23 protein-coding genes are annotated in these 21,556 nt (G+C 59.9%); 14 read left to right on the top strand and 9 right to left on the bottom strand.

The features are described from left to right. The first annotated feature begins 74 nt into the window (after window positions 1–74). The 6 genes from cysG (at window position 75) to QQG91_RS04825 (ending at window position 5,514) form a co-directional block, all read left to right on the top strand. Window positions 75–1,475, top strand: coding sequence for a siroheme synthase CysG (cysG, locus tag QQG91_RS04850; RefSeq protein WP_285771849.1), 1,401 nt, complete (start codon window positions 75–77; stop codon window positions 1,473–1,475). Further along, a complete protein-coding gene (locus QQG91_RS04845; RefSeq protein WP_285771848.1) occupies window positions 1,472–1,771 on the top strand; it encodes a DUF2849 domain-containing protein in 300 nt (99 codons plus the stop codon). The genes cysG and QQG91_RS04845 overlap by 4 nt, the downstream gene beginning before the upstream one ends. Before the next feature lie 2 nt (window positions 1,772–1,773). Continuing rightward, window positions 1,774–3,447, top strand: a complete 1,674-nt coding sequence (locus QQG91_RS04840; RefSeq protein WP_285771847.1) for a nitrite/sulfite reductase — start codon at window positions 1,774–1,776, stop codon at window positions 3,445–3,447. Further along, a complete protein-coding gene (locus QQG91_RS04835) occupies window positions 3,416–4,171 on the top strand; it encodes a phosphoadenylyl-sulfate reductase (RefSeq protein WP_502881585.1) in 756 nt (251 codons plus the stop codon). Before QQG91_RS04840 ends, QQG91_RS04835 begins: the two co-directional genes overlap by 32 nt. A gap of 12 nt (window positions 4,172–4,183) precedes the next feature. Beyond that, a complete protein-coding gene (locus QQG91_RS04830; RefSeq protein WP_285771845.1) occupies window positions 4,184–4,591 on the top strand; it encodes a DUF934 domain-containing protein in 408 nt (135 codons plus the stop codon). Window positions 4,592–4,662: 71 nt separating this feature from the next. Beyond that, window positions 4,663–5,514 carry a ferredoxin--NADP reductase gene (locus QQG91_RS04825; RefSeq protein ID WP_285772313.1) on the top strand — a complete coding sequence of 284 codons (852 nt, stop codon included), beginning with the start codon at window positions 4,663–4,665 and terminating at the stop codon, window positions 5,512–5,514. Between the two features lie 67 nt (window positions 5,515–5,581). Here QQG91_RS04825 and QQG91_RS04820 read toward each other — a convergent pair whose 3' ends face one another. Beyond that, entirely contained in the window at window positions 5,582–6,304 is a 723-nt protein-coding gene (locus QQG91_RS04820) for a translation initiation factor 3 (protein ID WP_285771844.1), read from the bottom strand. 224 nt (window positions 6,305–6,528) lie between these two features. On the opposite strand from QQG91_RS04820, the gene infC reads away from it, so the two are divergent. Then, the gene (infC, locus tag QQG91_RS04815) at window positions 6,529–7,041 is read left to right on the top strand and encodes a translation initiation factor IF-3 (protein ID WP_285771843.1); all 513 of its coding nucleotides are present in this window, start codon (window positions 6,529–6,531) and stop codon (window positions 7,039–7,041) included. Window positions 7,042–7,131: 90 nt separating this feature from the next. On the opposite strand, the gene QQG91_RS04810 is transcribed toward infC, so the two are convergent. From QQG91_RS04810 to pedF, 6 genes are all read right to left on the bottom strand, one after another. Then, on the bottom strand, window positions 7,132–7,917 hold the full coding sequence (locus QQG91_RS04810; protein WP_285771842.1) for an FAD binding domain-containing protein: 786 nt from the start codon (window positions 7,915–7,917) through the stop codon (window positions 7,132–7,134). 15 nt (window positions 7,918–7,932) lie between these two features. After that, the gene (locus QQG91_RS04805) at window positions 7,933–10,296 is read right to left on the bottom strand and encodes a xanthine dehydrogenase family protein molybdopterin-binding subunit (RefSeq protein ID WP_285771841.1); all 2,364 of its coding nucleotides are present in this window, start codon (window positions 10,294–10,296) and stop codon (window positions 7,933–7,935) included. 65 nt (window positions 10,297–10,361) lie between these two features. Continuing rightward, window positions 10,362–10,847 carry a (2Fe-2S)-binding protein gene (locus QQG91_RS04800; protein WP_285771840.1) on the bottom strand — a complete coding sequence of 162 codons (486 nt, stop codon included), beginning with the start codon at window positions 10,845–10,847 and terminating at the stop codon, window positions 10,362–10,364. Between the two features lie 30 nt (window positions 10,848–10,877). Further along, entirely contained in the window at window positions 10,878–11,399 is a 522-nt protein-coding gene (locus tag QQG91_RS04795; protein WP_285771839.1) for an SRPBCC family protein, read from the bottom strand. Window positions 11,400–11,471: 72 nt separating this feature from the next. After that, window positions 11,472–12,371, bottom strand: a complete 900-nt coding sequence (locus tag QQG91_RS04790) for a substrate-binding periplasmic protein (RefSeq protein WP_285771838.1) — start codon at window positions 12,369–12,371, stop codon at window positions 11,472–11,474. 2 nt (window positions 12,372–12,373) lie between these two features. Beyond that, window positions 12,374–13,066, bottom strand: a complete 693-nt coding sequence (pedF, locus tag QQG91_RS04785; RefSeq protein ID WP_285771837.1) for a cytochrome c-550 PedF — start codon at window positions 13,064–13,066, stop codon at window positions 12,374–12,376. Window positions 13,067–13,235: 169 nt separating this feature from the next. On the opposite strand from pedF, the gene QQG91_RS04780 reads away from it, so the two are divergent. From QQG91_RS04780 to QQG91_RS04755, 6 genes are all read left to right on the top strand, one after another. Further along, complete coding sequence (locus QQG91_RS04780) at window positions 13,236–14,411, top strand: lanthanide ABC transporter ABC transporter substrate-binding protein PedA1 (RefSeq protein WP_285771836.1); 1,176 nt, start codon at window positions 13,236–13,238, stop codon at window positions 14,409–14,411. Window positions 14,412–14,414: 3 nt separating this feature from the next. Next, the gene (locus tag QQG91_RS04775) at window positions 14,415–15,380 is read left to right on the top strand and encodes a YVTN family beta-propeller repeat protein (protein WP_285771835.1); all 966 of its coding nucleotides are present in this window, start codon (window positions 14,415–14,417) and stop codon (window positions 15,378–15,380) included. A gap of 11 nt (window positions 15,381–15,391) precedes the next feature. Continuing rightward, complete coding sequence (locus QQG91_RS04770; RefSeq protein WP_285771834.1) at window positions 15,392–15,838, top strand: hypothetical protein; 447 nt, start codon at window positions 15,392–15,394, stop codon at window positions 15,836–15,838. Beyond that, entirely contained in the window at window positions 15,835–16,554 is a 720-nt protein-coding gene (locus QQG91_RS04765; protein WP_285771833.1) for a lanthanide ABC transporter ATP-binding protein PedB/LutE, read from the top strand. The genes QQG91_RS04770 and QQG91_RS04765 overlap by 4 nt, the downstream gene beginning before the upstream one ends. Continuing rightward, the gene (locus QQG91_RS04760; RefSeq protein ID WP_285771832.1) at window positions 16,551–17,342 is read left to right on the top strand and encodes a lanthanide ABC transporter permease protein PedC; all 792 of its coding nucleotides are present in this window, start codon (window positions 16,551–16,553) and stop codon (window positions 17,340–17,342) included. Before QQG91_RS04765 ends, QQG91_RS04760 begins: the two co-directional genes overlap by 4 nt. 73 nt (window positions 17,343–17,415) lie before the next feature. After that, window positions 17,416–17,964, top strand: coding sequence for a tetratricopeptide repeat protein (locus QQG91_RS04755; protein ID WP_285771831.1), 549 nt, complete (start codon window positions 17,416–17,418; stop codon window positions 17,962–17,964). Here QQG91_RS04755 and QQG91_RS04750 read toward each other — a convergent pair. Both QQG91_RS04750 and QQG91_RS04745 read right to left on the bottom strand, forming a co-directional pair. Further along, window positions 17,948–18,610 carry an ABC transporter ATP-binding protein gene (locus QQG91_RS04750; protein WP_285771830.1) on the bottom strand — a complete coding sequence of 221 codons (663 nt, stop codon included), beginning with the start codon at window positions 18,608–18,610 and terminating at the stop codon, window positions 17,948–17,950. The genes QQG91_RS04755 and QQG91_RS04750 overlap by 17 nt on opposite strands. Continuing rightward, window positions 18,610–19,581, bottom strand: a complete 972-nt coding sequence (locus QQG91_RS04745) for an ABC transporter substrate-binding protein (protein WP_285771829.1) — start codon at window positions 19,579–19,581, stop codon at window positions 18,610–18,612. Before QQG91_RS04745 ends, QQG91_RS04750 begins: the two co-directional genes overlap by 1 nt. Window positions 19,582–19,800: 219 nt before the next feature. On the opposite strand from QQG91_RS04745, the gene QQG91_RS04740 reads away from it, so the two are divergent. Next, window positions 19,801–21,549: a PQQ-dependent methanol/ethanol family dehydrogenase gene (locus QQG91_RS04740; protein ID WP_285771828.1), complete on the top strand. Its 1,749-nt coding sequence runs from the start codon at window positions 19,801–19,803 to the stop codon at window positions 21,547–21,549. Window positions 21,550–21,556: the final 7 nt, after the last annotated feature.

Raw genomic sequence — 21,556 nt, 5'->3', positions numbered from 1 at the left:
CTTATTCTTGCCGTACAATAGGCAAAATACGGAAAAATGTTCTATATAGACAGGGAAACCTTCAGGAGTATGCGATGCAACACTTCCCCATCTTTCTCTCGGTCGCCGGTCGGCGCATCGTCCTTTCGGGCGGTGGAGAGGCTGCGATGGCGAAACTTCGTCTTTTGCTCAAGACGGAAGCGCGTATCGCCGTCTATGCCGACGCCCCCCATGCCGACATCGAAAAGCTGGGCCTTGAGGGGAAAATCATCCTGACCCGCCGCGCATTGCGCCGCGGAGACGTGCTTTGCGCTGCCCTTTTCTATGCCGCGAACGAGGATGACGCAGAGGACGCCCGCGTTGCGGCAATCGCCCGCGCCGAAGGAGCGCTGGTCAATATCGTTGATAACCTCGAAGACAGCGCATTCATCACCCCCGCCATCGTCGACCGTGATCCTGTGACGGTCGCCATCGGCACCGAAGGCGCGGCCCCTGTTCTGGCCCGTGCCATCAAAGCGGACCTTGAAGAGCGGCTCCCCGTGACGCTCGGCCTTTTGGCGCGTGTGGGGAAATCCTTCCGTCATGCGGTCGAGACGCTGCCTTTGGGTCGCAAGCGTCGTGACTTCTGGGCCGACTATTATTTCAAAGCAGGTCCCAAAGCCGTCGAGGCCAATGGGGCAAAAGGGGCGAGCGCGGCGCTCGAAGCGCTTCTCGATCAGCATATCATGACCGCCCAAAAGGAAGGCCATGTCGATCTTGTCGGCGCAGGTCCCGGTGATCCCGAACTTCTGACGCTCAAGGCGCGCAAGGCGCTCGATGAGGCGGATGTGGTGATCTATGACCGTCTGGTCAGCCGCGAGATCCTCGAACTTGCCCGCCGCGAAGCGCTGATGATCAACGTCGGCAAAGAGGGTTTCGGTCCTTCGACCACACAGGACGAGATCAACCGTCTTATCGTCGAACATGCGGCACAAGGGGCCCATGTCGTGCGTCTCAAGGCCGGTGATCCCACCGTTTTCGGTCGCCTCGACGAAGAGATCGAAGCTATTGAAGACGCAGGTATTTCCTATCGCATCGTGCCCGGCATCACAGCGGCCTCTGCGGCTGTGGCGCAAATCGGCCAGAGCCTGACCAAGCGGGGCCGCAACGCCTCGGTCAGGCTTCTGACGGGTCACGATATGAAGGGCTTTGCCGACCATGACTGGCGCGCTCTTGCCAAAGACGGCGAGGTTGCCGCGATCTATATGGGCAAGCGCGCCGCGCGGTTCGTGCAGGGTCGCCTAATCATGCATGGCGCAAACCCCGACACCCCGATCACCGTGGTTGAAAACGCCTCGCGCCCCGAAAGCCGCGTTCTGTCCACCACCCTTGCCGAGCTGGAGCCCGCGCTGTCGCGCAGCGACCTGCACGGCCCCGCCATCCTTCTCTATGGCCTTGCGCCGCGCCACGCGGCCGAGGTCCTCACGTCCCTAGACCTAAAGGAGGCCGCTCAATGAGCCGCCAATTCACACCCAAAGTCGTCACAGCCAACCATCTGCTCGAAGGAGATGCCGTTTGGCTCACCGCCGATGATCGCTGGACCCGCAATATGTGTGAGGCCGAGCTGATCGAGGATGAGGCCCATGCCGAAATCCGTCTTCTGGACGCCCAGCGTGATGCCGCAACCGTTGTCGGCCCCTATCTCGTCGAGGCCAAGGCGGGCGCGAACGGCCCCGAGCCGACCCATTTCCGAGAAGCCTTCCGCACCCGCGGGCCTTCGAACTATGCCCACGGCAAGCAGGTGGAGATTTAAGAATGTATAAGTATAACGACTTTGACGAAGCTTTCGTCCGCGAGCGCGTTGCGCAATTCCGCGCGCAGGTCGAGCGCCGCATCGACGGCTCGCTGACCGAGGACGAGTTCCGCCCCCTGCGCCTTATGAACGGGCTCTATCTCCAGCTTCACGCCTATATGCTCCGCGTGGCCGTGCCCTATGGGACGATCAACCCCTCGCAGATGCGTCAGCTCGCCTATATCGCGGACAAGTGGGACAAGGGCTATGGCCATTTCACCACCCGCCAGAACATCCAGTTCAACTGGCCCAAGCTTGCCGATGTGCCCGATATCCTGAGCGCGCTTGCCGATGTCGAAATGCACGCGATCCAGACCTCGGGCAATACGATCCGAAACGTAACCGCTGACCATTTCGCTGGAGCCGCCGCCGACGAGATCGAAGACCCCCGTCCCGTTGCCGAATTGCTGCGCCAGTGGTCCACCGACCATCCCGAATTCCAGTTCTTGCCGCGCAAGTTCAAGATCGCGATCACCGGCTCGCCCAACGACCGCGCCGTCACCAAAGCGCATGACATCGGCCTGCGCATGGTGCGCAACGCGGCGGGTGAACTCGGATTTGAAGTCATCGTCGGTGGCGGTCTCGGCCGCACGCCGATGGTCGGCAAGGTGATCAAGGACTTCCTGCCCAAAGCGGACCTTCTTCCCTATGTCGAAGCTGTTGTTTCGGTCTGGAACCTCCTTGGCCGCCGCGACAACAAGTATAAGGCGCGGATCAAGATCACCGTCCACGAGAACGGTCTCGATACCTTTGCGGCCCTTGTCGACGAGCGTTTCGCGGCGATCCGTCCGACCTTTACGGGTGTGGATCAGGACATTCTTGCGCAAATCCAAAAGCACTTTGCCGCGCCCGAATTCGTGACCAAAGGCACGGAGGCCTATGACGCTTACCGTCTGGCCAACCCTGCCTTTGCGTCGTGGAGCGACACCAACCTTGCCGAGCACCGTGTCGACGGCTATGCCATCGTGTCGATCTCGATCAAAAAGCATGGCCAGACCCCCGGGGATGCAACATCGCACCAGATGCGCGTGATGGCCGATCTGGCCGAGGCATACGGTCACGGCGAGCTGCGGATCAGCCACGAGCAGAACGTGATCCTGCCGCATGTCCATAAATCGGATCTTCCGGCGGTGTACCAAGCCCTGCGCGAAGCCGACCTTGCGACTGCGAACATCGGTCTCATCTCGGACATCATTGCTTGCCCCGGTATGGATTACTGCGCCCTTGCAACCGCGCGTTCGATCCCGATCGCGCAAGAGATCGCAACCCGTTTCGAGGAGCTCAAGCTCGAGCACGAGGTCGGCCCGCTCAAGATCAAAATTTCGGGCTGCATCAACGCTTGCGGACACCACCACGTTGGCCACATCGGAATTCTGGGCCTCGACCGCGCCGGCGTCGAGAATTACCAGATCACCCTTGGCGGCGACGGCACCGAAGACGCGGTGATCGGCACCAAAACGGGACCCGGTTTCTCGTATGAGGACATCACCGATGCGATCGAACGCATTGTTCTTGCCTATCTCGACCTGCGCGAAAGCCCCGAAGAAACCTTCCTCGAAGCGTTCAAGCGGGTCGGTATGGAGCCGTTCAAGACCGCACTCTACGATGCGGAGGCCCGTGCCCATGCCGCTGAGTGAACCCGTCGCAAAACGCGTCACGGCGCTCAACACCCGCTACAAGCACCACAGTGCGACTTCGGTTCTCGAAGGCGCATTGCGGGACGCTCAGGTGGGCAAGACTGCGCTCGTGTCGTCGTTCGGCGCGGAGTCGGTGGTGCTCTTGCACCTCGTGTCCGTGATCGACCGCACGACGCCCGTTCTGTTCATCGATACCGAGATGCTCTTTGCCGAGACGCTCGACTATCAACACGAATTGACCGAGCGCCTTCACCTCAAGAACGTGAAAGTGATCCGCGCCTCCGACGAGATGAAGAAGCTCCACGATCCCGACGGCACCTTGCATCAGTATAACACCGATGCTTGCTGCGATTTGCGCAAGACGATCCCGCTCCAGAACGCATTGAACGACTATGATGCGTGGATCACGGGGCGCAAACGGTATCAAAGCTCGACCCGCGCGGCGCTCGACTTCTTTGAGAACGAGGACGACACGCGGATCAAGATCAACCCGCTCTGCCACTGGGACATGAGCGATCTTCAGGACTATATGACCGAAAACCGCCTACCCCGTCACCCGCTGGTGGCCAAGGGCTATCCATCCATCGGTTGCGCCCCTTGCACCTCGCCCGTCAAAGAAGGCGAAGACCCGCGTGCGGGACGCTGGCGGAACTCGAACAAAGAAGAATGCGGCATCCACTTTGTGAACGGCAAAGTCGTTCGCGGTGGCGGTGTTGCGGCCTGAAAGGGATAAATGATGACTGTGATTGTAACCGACAGCGGCTTTGCCGCAGATGACTTCGAGGGAACCTTTGTCGCGCTTGACGATGCGACGACGGACACCCCCGCAATCGAAGTGCCCTCCAACGCAGAGATCCGCGACCTTGCCGCCCGTCTTTCGGGGGCATCCTTCGTGCGTATCCTTTTCCCCTCGTTTTCGGACGGGCGCGGCTTTACCCTTGCCGCGCAGTTGCGCCGCGAGGGGTTCAAGGGCCGCCTGCGTGCCAAGGGCCATGTGATCGCCGATCAATACGCGATGGCCCGTCGCTCGGGTTTCGACGAGGTCGAGATCAGCGATGATCTCGCTGCGCGTCAGCCCGAAGATCAATGGCTCGCCCGTGCAAAATGGCAGGCCCATGACTATCAGTCGCGGATGCGGGCCTGATCGGCCCCTTCCCCTGATCCAGATCAACGCGTATGACAAAGGCGCGCCCCATGGTGTGGCGCGAGAGAGATATGACCGAGCAAGCCCTAGTGACCGAAGCACCCGCACCCGCCAAAGCCGTGACCATGCCGGACGCACAGACCGTGACCGCTGTGGCACATTATACCGACCGCCTGTTTTCCTTCCGCTGCACGCGCCCTGCGTCGATGCGGTTCCGCTCGGGCGAGTTCGTGATGATCGGCCTGATGGGCGACCCTGATCCCGTGACGGGCAAGCAAAAGCCATTGCTGCGCGCCTATTCCATCGCCTCGCCCTCTTGGGACGAAGAGCTGGAGTTCTACTCGATCAAGGTGCAAGACGGCCCACTGACCTCCAAGCTCCAGCACATCAAGGTCGGGGACGAAATCATCCTGCGCCCCAAGCCCGTCGGCACACTTGTGCATGACGCGCTCCTTCCCGGCAAGCGCATCTGGTTCTTTGCCACGGGCACAGGGTTTGCGCCGTTTGCCTCGCTCTTGCGCGAGCCGCAGACCTATGAGGATTATGACGAGGTCATCATCACCCATACCTGCCGCGAAGTGGGCGAGCTGACCTATGGCCGCGACCTGATCGAAAGCCTCAAGACGGACGAGCTTTTGAACGAAGTCATCGGAGACGGCTTCTGGAAGAAGATCAAATACTATCCGACCACCACCCGCGAAGAGAGCCCCAAGATGGGCCGCATCACCGATCTGATGCGCTCGGGCGAGGCGTTTGCCGATCTCGGCGTGCCGCAAATCAACCCCGAGACCGACCGTGCGATGGTCTGCGGCAACCTTGCCTTCAACCTCGAGATCAAAGAGATGCTCGAAGGCTATGGCCTTGAGGAAGGTGCGAACTCGAAGCCCGCGCAATATGTCGTAGAAAAGGCGTTCCTCGACTGATTTTACCGACAGTTCAACGAAAAAGGGCCGCTCGATCGAGCGGCCCTTTCTTTTGGGACGGGTTGGATCAGAGACCCAGAGCCGCCTTGATCTGATCGATCACGCCCTGAATGAGCTCGGGGTTGTCGCCGGCTGCGTTCACAGCGGTGACAAGCGTGCCCTTGGTGCCGTCTTCGAGCGACGAGGCTTCGATGTAGGATACGACAGCGGCCGCATCGAAGTTCTCGACGTTCAGGAGAGTAGCGGGATCAAGAGCAGCAGCAACCGAACCGAGGGCGTTGGTTGCAGCGTCGGTGGCGGCAGTTGCGGCCTCGGTGGCAGCAGCAGCGGCGCCTTCGGCAGCTACAGCGGCGTCGGTTGCAGCCTCAGTGGCGGCATCGGTCGCAGCTTCGGTCGCAGCGGTCGCCGCATCAGTCGCAGCTTCGGTCGCAGCGGCAGCGGCATCGGTGGCAGCAGCGCCAGCCTCGGCAGCAGCTTCTACCGCGTCGGTCGCAGCTTCTGCAGCAGCTTCTACAGCACCGGCAGCCGCATCGGTGGCAGCCTCGGCAGCAGCTTCGGTCGCCTCAGCAGCAGCGGTCGCAGCTTCGGTTGCGGCGGTGGCGGCTTCGGTGGCAGCCTCGGTCGCGGTTGCAGCAGCTTCGGTCGCTGCTTCGGTCGCGCCTTCTGCAGCGGTTTCTGCCTTTTCGGTCACGGTTTCGACCGCTTCGACAGGTGCCTTACCATTGGCAAAATACTGATAGCCGAAGAAACCGGCGATCGCAGCGATAGCAATGATGATAATCGCTCTCATGATACACTTCCTTTTTTGGACGGAGCCCCCAATCCGGGTTCCGCGGCCCCTATGACAGATGCAACATGAAAGGGAAAGAGACAACTCATGGGGGAAAACAGGACTTTAGCCCAATGCCTCAATAGCGGGTTGCGCGCAGCGCTAAGGGCCTATATTTTGCGCAAGAAATTGCTAACAGCCGAAAGGACAAGGCCATAGCCCGCAGACCTCATAACGCACCTCCGGTGCGTGAAACTGGACCCCGTATCAACGACCGTATTCGGGGCACTGAAATCCGTCTTATTGGCGCCGAAGGCGAGAACGTCGGAGTGGTCTCTCCCGCTCGCGCTCTTGAAATGGCCGAAGAAGCCGGTCTCGATCTTGTAGAAATCTCGCCCAATGCTGTGCCGCCCGTGTGTAAAATCATGGACTTCGGCAAGTACAAGTACGAGACCCAGAAGAAAGAGGCCGAGGCTCGCAAGAAGCAAAAGATCATCGAAATCAAAGAGGTAAAGTTCCGTCCCAACACGGATACCCACGATTACGAAGTGAAAATGCGCTCGGTCCTCAAGTTCCTCGAGAACGGCGACAAGGTCAAAGTTACGCTGCGTTTCCGTGGCCGCGAAATGGCCCACCAGGATCTTGGACGGAATCTGCTGGAGCGTGTGGCTTCCGACATTACCGAACACGGCAAGGTCGACAACATGCCCAAAATGGAAGGCCGTCAGATGGTCATGATGCTGAGCCCGACCAAGTAAGGCTCGCACGAATCCCCTGATACGAGAAAGCCGCCCCGAAGGGCGGCTTTTTTGTTGGACCTGCCCGCATGAAGCGCGAGCAGGACGGTCTTACTTGGCCGCAGCGACAGCGCGCTTGGTCATGACCTTGATCAGATGGGCGCGATATTCCGCGTCCCCGTGAAGGTCGTTGATCAAGCCATCCGCCGAAGCGGTGAGCCCCTCGAGAGCCGCTGCCGAGAAGTTCGCAGAAAGCGCAGCCTCTGCTTCGGACCAGCGGAACACGCCGTTCTCGGATGCGCCCGTGACCGCCACGCGAACACCGTCGGCGTATTTGGCCACAAACACCCCGACAAGGCTGAAGCGCGATGCAGGCTGGACGAACTTTTGATAGTTCGCGGCCTGCGGGATCGGGAATTTCACGCCCGTGATGATCTCGCCTTCGTTCAGAGCGGTGGTGAACAGCCCTTGGAAGTAGTCATCCGCTGCGATCTCGCGAGTGTTGGTCACGATGGTCGCATTGGAAGCCAGAGCCGCCGAAGGGTAGCACGCCGAAGGATCGTTGTTGGCAAGCGAGCCACCGATGGTCCCGCGGCTGCGCACCGCAGGATCACCGATGTTCGCGGCCAAGGCCGCCAGCGCGGGATAGGCCCCCGCCTCTGCCGCAACCGTTGCGTGGGTCGTTCCGCCGCCGATGCTCAGGACACTGCCGTCTTGGCAAACGCCCTTGATCTCGTCGATGGCCGAAAGGCTCACCAGCACTGCAGGAGAGGCCAGACGCTGTTTCAGGGTCGGGATGAGGGTTTGCCCCCCACCCAGTGCCTGAGCGTCTTCGCCAGCAAGAGCAGCAACTGCATCGGCCACGGTTTTCGGACGGGTTACGTCGAATGCATACATGATGTCGTCCTCCTCTTACTGGTTCATTGCTTTCCAGACGCGATGCGGCGTCAGGGGCATGTCGATATGGCCGACGTTCTTGCCACCCGATGCGAGCGCGTCGATGACGGCGTTCACAACGGCGGGCGGCGAGCCGATGGCCCCTGCTTCACCACAGCCTTTGACCCCAAGGGGGTTATGGGTGCAGGGCGTGCAGGACGAATGGTCGACGATATAGAACGGAAGATCATCCGCACGCGGCATCGCATAGTCCATATAGGACGCCGACTGGAGCTGACCGTTTTCATCGTAGACAGCGGCTTCGAGAAGCGCCTGGCCGATACCTTGGGCGATACCGCCGTGGACCTGACCTTCGACGATCATCGGGTTCACAACGTTACCAAAGTCGTCGGCGGCTGCGAACTTCTCGATCGTGACCTTGCCCGTTTCGGGGTCGACTTCCACTTCGCAGGCATAGGCGCCCGACGGATAGGTGAAGTTGGCCGGATCGTAGAACGCGGTTTCTTCGAGACCGGGTTCGATCTCTTCGAGCGGGTAGTTATGCGGCACATAGGCCGCAAGAGTGACCCCAGCCCAATCGACCGACTTATCGGTGCCCGCGACCGAGAATTTGCCGTTCTTGAGCTCGATATCGGCTTCCGATGCTTCGAGCAGGTGAGCGGCGATCTTCTTGGCCTTGCGGATGACCTTTTCGGTTGCGCGAACCATGGCGGAGCCACAGACCGCAAGCGACCGCGAACCATAGGTGCCCATGCCGAAGGGGATCTTGGACGAGTCGCCGTGCACGATGTCGATCTGGCTTTCGTCGATGCCGATCATCTCGGCGATCACCTGCGGGAAGGTCGTCTCGTGACCCTGACCGTGGCTGTGCGCCCCGACCATGACCGAGATGGAGCCCGTCGCATTCACACGGACCGTCGCAGCGTCATAGAGACCTGCACGCGCCCCGAGTTGCCCGACAAGGTTCGACGGTGCGATGCCGCAAGCCTCGATGTAGCAGTTGACGCCGAGACCGCGCCATTTGCCCTTGGCTTCGGAGGCCTTGCGGCGCGCGGCAAACCCCGAAAGATCCATGATCTCTTCGAGCTTGTCCATCGTCGCGGTATAGTCGCCGGTATCGTACTCCACAGCCACAGGAGTGGCATAGGGGAACTGGGTGATGAAGTTCTGACGACGCAGTTTGATCGGATCAACGCCAAGCTCGCGCGCGGCTTTGTCGATCACCCGCTCAAGCTGGAAGGTCGCCTCGGGACGTCCCGCACCGCGATATGCGTCCACAGGAACGGTGTTGGTGAACACGGCCTTGACGTTCACATAGATGAGCGGGGTCTTGTAGTTGCCCGCCATCAGGGTGCCGTGGAGCCACGTCGGAACCGAAGGCGCAAAGGTGGACAGATAAGCGCCCATGTTTGCATAGGTCTCGGTGCGAACAGCGGTGAAGTTGTTGTCCTTGTCGAGCGCGAGCTCGATCTTGGTCACGTGGTCACGGCCATGGGCATCCGACATAAAGGCTTCGGAACGGGTCGAGGTCCATTTGACGGGACGCTTGATCTGACGGGCCGCAAAGGTCACAAAGGCTTCTTCCGCATAGTGGAAGATCTTGGTGCCGAAACCGCCGCCGACATCGGGCGCCACAACGCGGAGCTTGTGCTCGGGGATTCCCAGAACGAAGGCCCCCATCAGAAGACGGATCACATGCGGGTTCTGCGAGGTGGTGTAGAGCGTCGATTCATCGTTGGCGGCGTTATAGTCGCCCACGGCCACACGCGGTTCCATCGGGTTGGCAACCAGACGGTTGTTCACCAGTTCGAGCGTGGTGACATGGGCCGCATTCTTGATGGCTTCATCAACGGCGGCTTTGTTGTCTTCCACGAAACCCCAGTCATAGCAGAGGTTCGAGCTCAGATCGTCGTGAACCTTCGGGGCACCGTCCTTGAGCGCCTCTTTCATATTCACGACAGCCGGAAGCTCTTCGAGATCGAGACCGATGGCTTCTGCCGCATCGCGGGCCTGTTCGCGGGTTTCCGCGACAACGGCTGCGATCGGGTCGCCCACGTGGCGGACCTTGCCCTGTGCCAGAACGGGGTGTCCCGGTTCCTGCATGGGCTGACCGTGACGGTCGGTGACCTGCCAACCGCAGGGCAAACCGCCGATACCTTCAAAATCCTTGCCCGTGAAAATACGCACAACACCCGGCATCGCTTCTGCGGCCGAGGTATCGATCCCGTTGATCCGTGCATGCGCCACATCCGAGCGCAGGAAATGCACATAGGTCTGACCGTAAACATTCACGTCGTCGGTATACTGACCCTTACCGGTCAGGAACCGCACGTCCTCGCGCCGTTTAGAGCTGGCGCCAATACCACTATCCTTGGGCATCTCATTCCTCCCTGAATAAACTATTCCGCGCGGCTCCCTCCGCACGGCCTCTTGGTGCGCCCGCCTTATTCGGCGGCAATCTTGCTCACATCCTGACCGCTTGCGGCCATGATCGCTTTGACGATGTTGTGATAACCCGTGCAGCGGCAGATATTGCCTTCAAGATGATGACGGATTTCGGCTTCGGTGGGCTTGGGGTTGACCTTGAGCAGCGAAGACGCCGCCATGATCATGCCAGGCGTGCAGAACCCGCACTGAAGTCCGTGATGCTCCTGAAACGCTGCCTGAAGCGTCGAGAGCGAGCCGTCGGCGTTCTGCTGGCCTTCGACGGTGCCGACCTCGGCGCCATCGGCCTCGACAGCGAACATGGTGCAGGATTTGACCTGAAGACCGTTCACATGAACGGTGCAGGCCCCACACTGCGACGTGTCACAGCCGACGTGGGTCCCCGTGAGACGCAGGTTCTCGCGCAGGAAATCAACAAGCAACGTGCGTCCTTCGACGTCGCCCGTGACCTGACGGCCATTCACCGTCATGGAAATTTTGGTCATGGTTACTCCTCCCTAATGGATAACGGGATCTTACGAGAAAACTCGCTTGATCCAGCCTTTCTTTTCTCCCTCCGCCTGAACCGGCTCCTCTCCGGCCTCTGCCTCGGGCGCAGGGCCTTCGACAACGGATTGAAATTTCGCAAAAAATTCGTCTGCAAGCTTGCGGGCCACACCGTCGATGATGCGGCTACCGAGTTGGGCGATCTTGCCGCCGATACGGGCTTCGACCGTGTAGTCGAGCTGCGTTCCGCCTTCGACAGGGGTCAAGGTCACTTTGGCGCCGCCGTTCGCGAATCCCGCAGGACCGCCCTTGCCCTCGCCCGAAATGGTGCAGCTTTTGCCTTCGACGATGTCGGACAGTTGAACCGCGCCTTTGAAGGTCGCTTTGACGGGACCAATCTTCTGGACGACGACGGCTTCGAACCCGTCGGCGACAGAGCCGTTCATCTCCTGACATCCCGGAATACAGGCTTTGAGCACCTCGGGGTCCAAAAGCGCCGACCAAACGGCTTCGGGGGCGGCATTGATGACACGGGAATCAGATAGTTCCACGGCTTCCTCCATCTTCTCGTCAAAAGGCTAGTGCGGGGTTGCGACCCTGCATATACGACCAAAGGCCGATAGCTATCTCTCGGGTGCCGTGAACGTGAGTCCGTAATCGGCAAAAATCTGTTCGATTCGCCCATCTTGGAGGGCGGCGTATATCGCGTCATCCACAGCATACCCGAGTGGACGATAAGCGAAATGGACAGCAACACCGACTGTCCACTGGCCGACACCGAAGTTCACGAGCGGCGGCTGATGGACCTCGACGCCGTCGCCCGCGAAATACTCGAGCTGCGCCTTCGGTCCCATCGCACCGCGCACCTCGCCCGTTCCGATCGCAGCGACTGCTTCGCCGATTTCAGGGAAGCGGCGCACATTGGCCGAGGCCCCTGCCCCAAGAAGGTTCGTCAGATAGAAGTCGGCAATCGTATCGTTCTGGACCGCGACGGGATCGAAACGGAAAAACGGTGGTGTGGGTTTGTCACCTTCATAAAAGGCCGCATCATAGGCGATGGCAATACCCTCTTTGTAGTATTGGCCCGTAAAGACCACTTGCTCCACGCGGCAGGCAAAGTCGCTGTTGTAAGGAACGTGCATCATCACGTTCGCGACCGCGCCCCCGACGACGGGGCCTTTCCAGATCCAGTTGCGTAGATCCGCTTCAAGATTCTCGTCCGCCTGCACGAATTTGAACTTGGGCGCGACGCCGATGCTCTCGGCGATAAGCTTGGCGATTTCGATGTCGACGCCCCTCGGTTGCCCCGCCTCTTCAAAGGAATAGGGCGCAAAGTCCTCGAACACCGCGAATTCGATGAAGCCGCGCTCGATGATCGTGTCGAGATCCTGCCCGACGATATCACGGCTCACGTTCTGCGGTTTGGCCTGCGGGACGTAATCCTCGCATCTGGCCGATGCCGGCGTGGCAAGCCCCCCCGCCGCAAGGGTCATCATCACAAGGCTGAGGGGCAAGCGTTTCATCATCAGTGCGCCGCCGAAAGTCCGACCGTCAGGATTTCAGAGGCGTGTTTGTAGCCTGTCGCGCTTCCGTCGAGAGCGCGGGCCGCCTCCCAAGCGATCGAAACCGCAATCGGCGCACCTGAAAGTGTTTCGATATTATCGGCAATCGCGTTGAGTTCGGCGCGCAGGGCCTCTGTATCCGCCTCGCCTCCCGTCGCAAGCTCGGCCAGCTTGTCCCGAAGGGCGCCAAGTTCACCGGCGTTTTCAGTCACTTGCTGATCATCGGGACGGGTTTCGACATAGGTGCGGATCGCCCAGCCTGCTTTTTGACCGAGCACTTCCTCGAAGGCGGGCATCTTGGTGGTGCCGTTCTGGGTATAGCCATGGCGGAAACGCTCCATGAACCATTCATCCCCGTATTCTTCCGCTTCAAGGAACCGCAGATCGGGAGCAAGCCCGCCCGAGATGGCCCCGAGGCCATGGCAGCGCGCGCAATTCTGGTTGAAGCCCGACGATCCGATTTCGACCGCTTTGAGCCAGACGTCCTCGCCCACGGCCTCTGCGCGATAGGGATTCTCGATCAGCCATTCCTCACCGATGTCGGGCAAGGCGTCGGTGTTGACAGGCTGTGGGGCGACATCCCCATGAGCGTTGACGAAACCCGCAACGGCGATAAGGCCTGCGGAAATAAGAATGGCGTGGCGCGCTTTGAGCATGGGGCGATCTCCTCAATCTAATGCAGCATGCGTTCGAAGGTTGGCTTTTTGACTACCCGCGCTTTGCTGATCAAATCTATGCGACCTTGGTTCAAGCCAGCAGCCTAGACGATGGTCGCATTTCTCGGACGGCATCCGACTTGATAGCCTTTTCCAAAGGGAGAAGAGGATGCCACTCAAAACGCTTGTTTTTTGGCTCGGTCTGGTCGGCGTTTGCGCGGGCGGTCCTGCTGCATCCGAGACGGCGATCACGATCACCTATCTCAAACAGGAGGTGGAGCGCCCCCCCGTTCTCTCAAATCTCGATGCGATTCCCGAGGACGAGGGATGGCGCGGAGCCGAGATCGGGCTTCAGGACAACGCAACGACGGGCAAATTCCTCGGTCAGACTTGGAGCCTGCAAGAGCGGATCGTGCCCGTGGGCGGCGATCTTCTTGCGGCGGGACGCGAGAGTGCGGCGCAAACACGGTTTCTGATCATCGACGCCCCGCGCGAGGGTCTGTTGGCTTTGGCCGACCTTGCCGAGCTTGAAGACGCTCTGTTGTTCAACGTAGCCGCCGAAGAACCCGATCTTCGGGACGAGGCTTGCCGCGCCAATGTGCTGCACACCGCCGCAAGTCTGACCATGCGCAGTGATGCCTTGATGCAGTTTCTCGCGCAGCGGCGGTGGCCCGATCTTGCCATGGTTACGGGGCCTCATGCCTCCGATATGGCCTTTGCCGAGGCGCTGCGCGGATCGGCGCGGAAATTCGGTCTTAAAATCAAAGGGGAAAAGGAATGGCGCTTCGATGCGAACATGCGCCGCGCTGCCACGGCCGAGGTGCCTCTTTTCACCCAAGAGCTTCCCGATCACGATGTCCTTTTGGCCGCCGACGAGATCGGCGATTTTGCCCGCTACCTCCCCTATAACACCTGGGACCCCGTCCTTTTGGCGGGCTCCGAAGGGCTCCGGCCTTTGGGGTGGAGCCATGTGATGGAGCAATGGGGTGCGGTCCAGCTCCAGAACCGCTTCGAAGACCATGCAGGGCGGAATATGCGCTCCAAGGATTATGCCGCCTGGGCCGCCCTTCGTGCCTTGGGCGAGGCCGTGACGCGCACCGCGAGCGATGATCCAAGCGTGCTTCGCGCTTATATGCTCTCGGACGAATTCGAGCTTGCCGCATTCAAAGGACGGCCGCTTTCGTTCCGAAGCTGGAACGGACAACTGCGCCAGCCCATTCCCGTCGTTCATCCGGGCGCCGTGGTCGCGGTCGCCCCGCTCGAGGGGTTTCTTCATCCCACATCGGATCTCGACACACTCGGGCTCGACGCGCCCCAGAGCCGCTGCACCGCTTTTTCGGAGTAATTCATGAAACGCCTTTTATCGACGCTCTCCTGTCTTGCACTTCTGGCCGCTCTGCCCGCAACGGCGAGCGAGATTTGGGTCACGAACGAACATGACGACACGATCAGCGTGATCGACATTGACACGCTCGAAGTCGTGCGCACCATCGAAACGGGCGAGCGGCCGCGCGGGATTACCTTTAGCAAGGATTATTCGGTGGTTTATGTCTGTGCCTCGGACAGCGACACGGTTCAGGTGATCGATCCCGAAACAGGCGAGATTCTCCACGATCTTCCATCGGGCGAGGACCCCGAACAATTCGTGCTCCACCCCGACAATAGGCATCTTTACATTGCCAACGAAGATGATGCGATCACCACGGTGGTGGACACCGTCGAGCGCAAGGTGATCGCCCAGATCGACGTCGGAATCGAACCCGAAGGCATGGCGGTGTCACCGGACGGCAAGATTGCGATCACCACCTCGGAAACCACGAATATGGCCCATTGGATCGACACCGAGACGAATCAGCTTTTTGCCAACACTCTGGTGGATGCGCGTCCGCGCCACGCCGAGTTCGCCAAAGAGGGGAGCGAGCTTTGGGTCAGCTCCGAAATCGGCGGAACGGTGACGGTTTTCGCCGTCGCGGATCAGGCCCCGCTTGCCAAAATCAGCTTCGAGATCAAAGGCGTGCATCAGGACAACATCCAGCCCGTAGGATTCGAGTTCTCGGAGGACGGCAAGACCGCATTCGTCGCGCTTGGCCCGTCCAACCATGTGGCTGCGGTGAACACCGAAACCTACGAAGTCGAGGACTATATCCTTGTCGGGCGTCGGGTGTGGCATATGGCGTTTTCGCCGGATCACACGATGCTTTTCACGACGAACGGCGTTTCGGGCGATGTCACGGTGATCGACGTGGCAAGCCGCACCCCCGTCAAAACAATCAAAGTTGGCCGTTTCCCTTGGGGCGCGGCTGTTCGGCCGTAGAGGGTTTCCTAATGTCATTCAGAACAATCGCTTTTGCCGCGCTTATCGCTAGCGCTCCCTTCGCAGCGAACGCAGAGGATCAGCCATCCCCATTCGGTTTGGCGGGGATTCTCTCGGCCAAGAACAAAGAGGATTTGCCCCCGATCCTTCTCTCGGCGGGAGAGCCCCTTGCCGACGCGCCGCTGGTCCTTAAATCCGGCGTTTATTACGAGATCGAGATCACCTCGGACGGCTCTGCCGAAATCGGATTGGTGGGTCCCGAATTCTTTCGCGCGATCTGGATCGACGAGATCGTGATCGAAGGTCTCGAAATCCGCCCGCTGGGGCTCGACAGTGTGGAATTCGACGATCCCGGAACGATGGAAATCGGTTTTCTCGCCATCAAGCCGGGGTCCTATAATCTCCACGTCCCGAACAGCACAGGCGCACTGCAACGGTTGGAGATTACAATAGAGTGAGCGGTCTTCGCGTTCAGAACCTGTCGCACAGCTATGGGGCCAAACAGGCGCTGAAGGATGTGGGATTCGAGATCGAACGCGGCAGGTTTTGCGCGCTTCTCGGGCCGAATGGTGCAGGAAAATCGACGCTCTACGCCATTCTCACAGGGCTGCTCGTGCCGAACGGTGGCACGATCGAGATTGCCGATACGCCCCTTCGTGAAACACCTTTGCGCGCACTCGCCAAGATGGGCATCGTGTTCCAGCAAACGACGCTCGACCTTGATCTGAGCGTGCGGCAGAACCTTCGGTATTTTGCCGCTTTGCATGGCTTTGCAGGCAAAGCCGCAGACATCAAGATAGATGCCGCTCTTGACCGTCTTGGCATGTTGGAACGCGCGGGCGAAAAGGTCCGCGCCCTTAACGGTGGGCACAAACGCCGCACGGAAATCGCCCGCGCTCTGCTTCATGCACCCGAAGTGCTTCTTCTTGACGAGCCGACCGTCGGGCTCGACAGCCAGACGCGGATCGCCATCACCGAACATGTGCACCGTCTTTGCACCGAAGACGGGCTTACCGTGCTTTGGGCGACCCATCTGACGGACGAAGTGCGCCCGACGGACGATCTGATCCTTCTGCACAAGGGCGAAGTCCTCGAGCGCGGAACGGCGGCGCAAATCTGCGGCGGCCTCCCCCTGTCCGAGGTTTTCATGCGCAAAGTGGGCGAGCCGCTATGAGAGCCTTTGGGATCGCCCTGCACGCCATCATCACCCGCGAGACACTCCGCTATGTCGGCCAGCGCGAAAGGTTCCTCGCCGCCTTGGTGCGTCCCTTGGTCTGGCTTCTCGTCTTTGCCGCAGGCTTTCGCGCCGCGCTCGGTCTCTCGATCATCCCACCCTATCAGACCTATATCACCTACGAGACTTATATCGTTCCGGGATTATGCGGAATGATATTGCTTTTCAATGGGATGCAGACCTCTCTTAGTCTTGTTTACGACCGCGAGATGGGATCGATGAAGGTCCTTTTGACCGCGCCGCTCCCACGGGGATGGTTGCTCTTTTGCAAATTGGTTGCGAGCACGCTCATCTCGGCGCTTCAAGCCTATAGCTTCCTCGCGATTGCCTGGCTCTTCGAGATCCGCCTCGACCCTTGGGGGTATCTCGCGGTCTTTCCCGCACTTTGCCTTGGCGGATTGATGCTCGGCGCTTTGGGACTTGCGATCTCGTCACAGGTCAAGCAGCTCGAGAATTTCGCGGGGGTTATGAACTTTGTGATCTTTCCGATGTTCTTTTTGTCCTCTGCGCTCTACCCGCTCTGGAAGATGGCCGAGGCAGGCGAGCTGCTGTTCTGGATTTGCACGATCAACCCCTTTACCCATGCGGTCGAGCTGATCCGCTTTGCGCTTTATCTCGAGGTCAATCTTGCCGCTTTGGGCTGGACGAGCCTGAGCCTTGGGGTGTTTCTCGCGCTTGCACTCTATGGCTATGACCCCGCACGCGGCATCACGAGAGACGGCAAATAGCCGAACTACGACCATAGCAAGCCTGACAAATTCACCCAATTTTGCTAGGATGAGAGGGGTTGGAGGACTGGACATGCGATATCTCATTTTTGCCTTGGCTCTTGCGGCCACGCCTTTGGCGGCCGAAGAAGAGGACCCAAGCCAATTCGGGGATCTGAACCGAGAAGAGCTGACCCTCAACCGCGTGATCGAAAATATCAGGCGGGGAGAGGTGTCGATGACCTCCTGCGCCGCGGGGTATTTCATGACCAAAAAGGGCGATCACAGCGATGCCCGCCTCACCTTTGAAACCTGTGCCAATGCGGGCAACACGGCCGCGATGGCATGGATGGGCTATCTTGATGATAACGGTCTTGGCAACGGGACGGGGATCGACCCCCAAGGCGCAGCCGAATGGAACAAACGCGCTGCCGAACTCGGCGATCCTGTCGGAATGTTCAATCACGGGATCGATCTGATGCGCGGCTGGGGCGTGGCAGAAGATAGCGAAGCAGGCCGACGCTTTATCGACCGCGCCGCCGATGAAGGTGTCGCCATTGCCGAGCGTCTTCGCGGGGCGGACTATGATCTCAACGAGATCACGCCCGATGCGGACAACTGGAAATTCAGCCCGCTCTTTTGACGTCTGAGATGATAGACGCGGGATGCCCGCCAAGCGTGATGGCCCGTTCGGTCAGCCGCTCGGCTTCGGCATCATCATGGGTCACCAACAGCAGCGCAGGCCGATAGATCGCGCGCAGACTTTCAAGAAGCCCCATCATCTGATCGGCAAGCTCCGCATCGAGCGAGACGAAAGGTTCATCCAAGAGCAAAAGATCCGGTTCCACCGCAAAGGCACGCGCGATGGCAAGCCTGCGCTGTTGCCCAAGTGAAAGCTGATCGGGGAAAAGCGCCTCTTTCCCGATCAGACCGACTTGGTCCAGAAGCGTCAGAGCGCGCCTGTCATCGACGCCCGTCGTCAGCGTGATGTTCCTTAGCACCGAGCGCCAACGCAACAGATGCGGCTCCTGAAACACCATCCCCATACGGCCATTGACGATCAGTCGGCTCTTTGGCGCGACCTCGAGACCCGCAACCAGCCGCAGCAACGTGGTTTTGCCGATCCCGCTCTCCCCGCGCAGCGCAACGCTTTCACCTGCCGCAATATCAAAAGACAGCGCCCCGAGGATCGGAGCGCTGCCAAAGCCAAAGGACTCGAGCGAGAGGGAGAGAAGTGGGCTTTGCTCTTCCGCCGAAAGCGGCGCGGTCCCTTGGGCGATTGCTTGCATTATTGTCCTGTCCAAAACACTCCGTCAGGCAATGCGTCCATATCCCCGACGAGTTCGTCACCGCCCAAGTCTATCATCACCGCCATCATTTTGGCAGCCGCCGCGACATCTACCGCGCCTTGGGCGGGAATACCTGCGATAAAGCCTGCTTTGAGCTCTTCGAACTCGGCGTCATTTCCTGCCCGCATACGTTCGCGCAGTGGCTCCCATGCGGCGGGATCGGAGGCAAGAAGCGCCTTGGCATCCCGCGACGCGTCAGCGAGTGCGGCGACAAGCTCGGGGTGCTCTGCAACCATGGAGCCGCGGACGACATAACCCAGAAGCGGCGTTTCGGGATCAAGGCCCAGCGCGCGGGCAGCCTCGTCCACCGAGACCAGCTCGCGCATACCTGCTGCCTTCATTTTTGCAGCGAAATGCCAGAAGTTGATCGCCCCGTCGACATCGCCCGCAAGCGCGGTTTCAGCGATGAGCGGCGGCGCACCAAAGACCTGCTCGGTCTCTTCCTTGAGGTCGAACCCCGACTGGTTCTGCGCATAGGCCCGCAGGATAAGCCAGCTCTTGTCGAGCGGACCGCCCGCGATACCGATTTTGCCGCCCCGAAGGTCCGCAAGCGATGTGGCCGTGCTGTCGCCTGCGACAAGAACGCCGCCTACGGCTTTGGAATACGGGATAAAAACAAAGTCTTCGCCGTTCGCGCGCTGGCGTGCCACCCAGAGCCAATCCGATACGATCGTATCGACTTCGCCCGCCAGAAGCGCGATCTGGGCCGCATCTCCACCTGCCACGCCCATGACCTCGAGTTCGAAGCCGTGAGCGCCGTCGAAGTCTTGGTTCAGGATCGTGTCGAGTTCCCAGTTCACCGTCCCCGACTGCAAGACAGCCGCTTTGATGACAGGGGTCTCGGCAAGAGCGATCCCCGCGGTAAGCGCAAGCGTTGCGGCCCCTGCAAGCAGCGTCCGAAAATAAGTCATTCAGTCCTCCCAAAGTTCCCCGTCAGGTTGGCAAAACGGGCCGCGCCGCGAAATACGACCTTTTGGTTGTGGGTCGTAGAAATGCTGCGCCTGCATCTACGACCACAGCTACGACCAAGGTTCAATTCCCATCTCACGAAGTCGTTATCCATACTCTTCCCAGTTCCGGTTCGGCCTTTTGCGCAGCTCCGAACTTCGAAAATCAACGGGAGGATTCCAATGAAGCGCTTCATTCTGGCTGCAACCGTCAGCCTTATGGCTCTGTCTACCGCACAAGCTGCGGTGACAGAAGCCGACGTCGCAAACGACCAGACAATTACCTCGCAGGTCGTCACCAACGGTATGGGGCGCAATCTGCAGCGCTTCTCTCCGCTTGAGGCTATCAACAAAGACACCGTCGGCAGCCTTGTTCCCGCTTGGGCCTTTTCCATGGGCGGCGAAAAACAGCGCGGTCAGGAAACCCAGCCGCTTGTCTATGACGGCATCATGTATGTGACGGGCTCCTACTCGCGTCTTTATGCGATCGACGTCAAAACAGGCAAAGAGATCTGGCAATACGACGCGCGTCTGCCCGAAGGCATCCTGCCCTGCTGTGACGTGATCAACCGCGGTGCCGCGATCTATGGCGACAACATCTACTTCGGCACGCTCGATGCGCGTCTGGTGGCCCTCAACCTCAAGACGGGCGACGTGGTCTGGAACAAGAAGATCGCCGATTATCGTGCTGGTTATTCCTATACTGCTGCGCCCCTGATCGTGAACGGTCTGATCGTCACGGGTAACTCGGGCGGTGAATTCGGCATCGTCGGCGAGGTTCAGGCCCGCAACGCGGAAACGGGCGATCTCGTTTGGACCCGCCCCGTGATCGAAGGCCATATGGGCACGCTCAACGGCGAAGAATCGACCATGACGGGCACGCTCAATGCGACCTGGCCGGGCGATATGTGGAAAACAGGCGGCGGCGCGACGTGGCTTGGCGGCTCTTATGACGCCGACACCGACACGCTGGTCTTCGGCACGGGCAACCCTGCCCCGTGGAACTCGCACTTGCGCAACGCAGGCGCGCCGACTGAAGGAAACGTGGGTGACAACCTCTACGCCGCTTCGCGTCTGGGCATCGACCCCGCAACAGGCGAAATCAAGTGGCACTTCCAGACCACCCCGCGCGAAGGCTGGGACTTTGACGGTGTGAACGAAGTGGTGGCCTATACCGACCGCGAGGGCAACGACCGCTTTGCAACCGCCGACCGCAACGGGTTCTTCTATGTTCTGAACCGCGCCGACGGCAAGTTCGTCTCGGCTGTGCCTTTCGTCAAAGACATCTCTTGGGCTTCGGGCATCGATGAAAACGGCCGCCCGATCTATAACGAGGACAACCGTCCGGGCGATCCTTCGGCCGCGACCGACGGCGATAAGGGCGAGATGGTCTTTGCGATCCCGTCGTTCCTTGGCGGCAAGAACTGGATGCCGATGGCCTATTCGCAGCGCACAGGCAACTTCTATGTGCCGTCGAACGAATGGGGCATGGACATCTGGAACGAGCCTGTGACCTATCGCGAGGGCGCGGCCTATCTCGGTTCCGGCTTTACCATCAAGCCGCTCTTCGAGGACTATATCGGTTCGCTCAAGGCCATTGACCCGGATTCGGGTGAAATCAAGTGGGAATACAAGAACGACGCCCCGCTCTGGGCAGGCGTTATGACCACTGCAGGCGGCCTTGTCTTTACCGGTACCCCCGAAGGTGAATTCATCGCGCTCGACGACGAAACCGGTGAAAAGCTTTGGTCCTTCCAGACCGGCTCGGGCATCGTCGGCCAGCCGATCACTTGGGAAATGGACGGCGAACAGTATGTCTCGGTCGCATCGGGCTGGGGCGGCGCTGTTCCGCTCTGGGGCGGCGAAGTCGCAAACCGCGTCAACTACCTCAATCAGGGCGGTATGATCTGGACATTCAAACTGGCCAAGTAAACCGCTT

The organism is Marivivens sp. LCG002 (assembly GCF_030264275.1).
Lineage (GTDB): Bacteria > Pseudomonadota > Alphaproteobacteria > Rhodobacterales > Rhodobacteraceae > Marivivens.
The sequence above is the reverse complement of the archived record's forward strand: the minus strand, read 5'-3'. Positions and strand labels throughout refer to the sequence as shown.

Coding starts and splice junctions, on each gene's coding strand:
- cysG (WP_285771849.1), top strand. CDS start 75: ATGCAACACTTCCCCATCTTTCTCTCGGTCGCCGGTCGGCGCATCGTC.
- QQG91_RS04845 (WP_285771848.1), top strand. CDS start 1,472: ATGAGCCGCCAATTCACACCCAAAGTCGTCACAGCCAACCATCTGCTC.
- QQG91_RS04840 (WP_285771847.1), top strand. CDS start 1,774: ATGTATAAGTATAACGACTTTGACGAAGCTTTCGTCCGCGAGCGCGTT.
- QQG91_RS04835 (WP_502881585.1), top strand. CDS start 3,416: ATGCGGAGGCCCGTGCCCATGCCGCTGAGTGAACCCGTCGCAAAACGC.
- QQG91_RS04830 (WP_285771845.1), top strand. CDS start 4,184: ATGACTGTGATTGTAACCGACAGCGGCTTTGCCGCAGATGACTTCGAG.
- QQG91_RS04825 (WP_285772313.1), top strand. CDS start 4,663: ATGACCGAGCAAGCCCTAGTGACCGAAGCACCCGCACCCGCCAAAGCC.
- QQG91_RS04820 (WP_285771844.1), bottom strand. CDS start 6,304: ATGAGAGCGATTATCATCATTGCTATCGCTGCGATCGCCGGTTTCTTC.
- QQG91_RS04810 (WP_285771842.1), bottom strand. CDS start 7,917: ATGTATGCATTCGACGTAACCCGTCCGAAAACCGTGGCCGATGCAGTT.
- QQG91_RS04805 (WP_285771841.1), bottom strand. CDS start 10,296: ATGCCCAAGGATAGTGGTATTGGCGCCAGCTCTAAACGGCGCGAGGAC.
- QQG91_RS04800 (WP_285771840.1), bottom strand. CDS start 10,847: ATGACCAAAATTTCCATGACGGTGAATGGCCGTCAGGTCACGGGCGAC.
- QQG91_RS04790 (WP_285771838.1), bottom strand. CDS start 12,371: ATGAAACGCTTGCCCCTCAGCCTTGTGATGATGACCCTTGCGGCGGGG.
- pedF (WP_285771837.1), bottom strand. CDS start 13,066: ATGCTCAAAGCGCGCCACGCCATTCTTATTTCCGCAGGCCTTATCGCC.
- QQG91_RS04780 (WP_285771836.1), top strand. CDS start 13,236: ATGCCACTCAAAACGCTTGTTTTTTGGCTCGGTCTGGTCGGCGTTTGC.
- QQG91_RS04775 (WP_285771835.1), top strand. CDS start 14,415: ATGAAACGCCTTTTATCGACGCTCTCCTGTCTTGCACTTCTGGCCGCT.
- QQG91_RS04770 (WP_285771834.1), top strand. CDS start 15,392: ATGTCATTCAGAACAATCGCTTTTGCCGCGCTTATCGCTAGCGCTCCC.
- QQG91_RS04760 (WP_285771832.1), top strand. CDS start 16,551: ATGAGAGCCTTTGGGATCGCCCTGCACGCCATCATCACCCGCGAGACA.
- QQG91_RS04755 (WP_285771831.1), top strand. CDS start 17,416: ATGCGATATCTCATTTTTGCCTTGGCTCTTGCGGCCACGCCTTTGGCG.
- QQG91_RS04750 (WP_285771830.1), bottom strand. CDS start 18,610: ATGCAAGCAATCGCCCAAGGGACCGCGCCGCTTTCGGCGGAAGAGCAA.
- QQG91_RS04745 (WP_285771829.1), bottom strand. CDS start 19,581: ATGACTTATTTTCGGACGCTGCTTGCAGGGGCCGCAACGCTTGCGCTT.
- QQG91_RS04740 (WP_285771828.1), top strand. CDS start 19,801: ATGAAGCGCTTCATTCTGGCTGCAACCGTCAGCCTTATGGCTCTGTCT.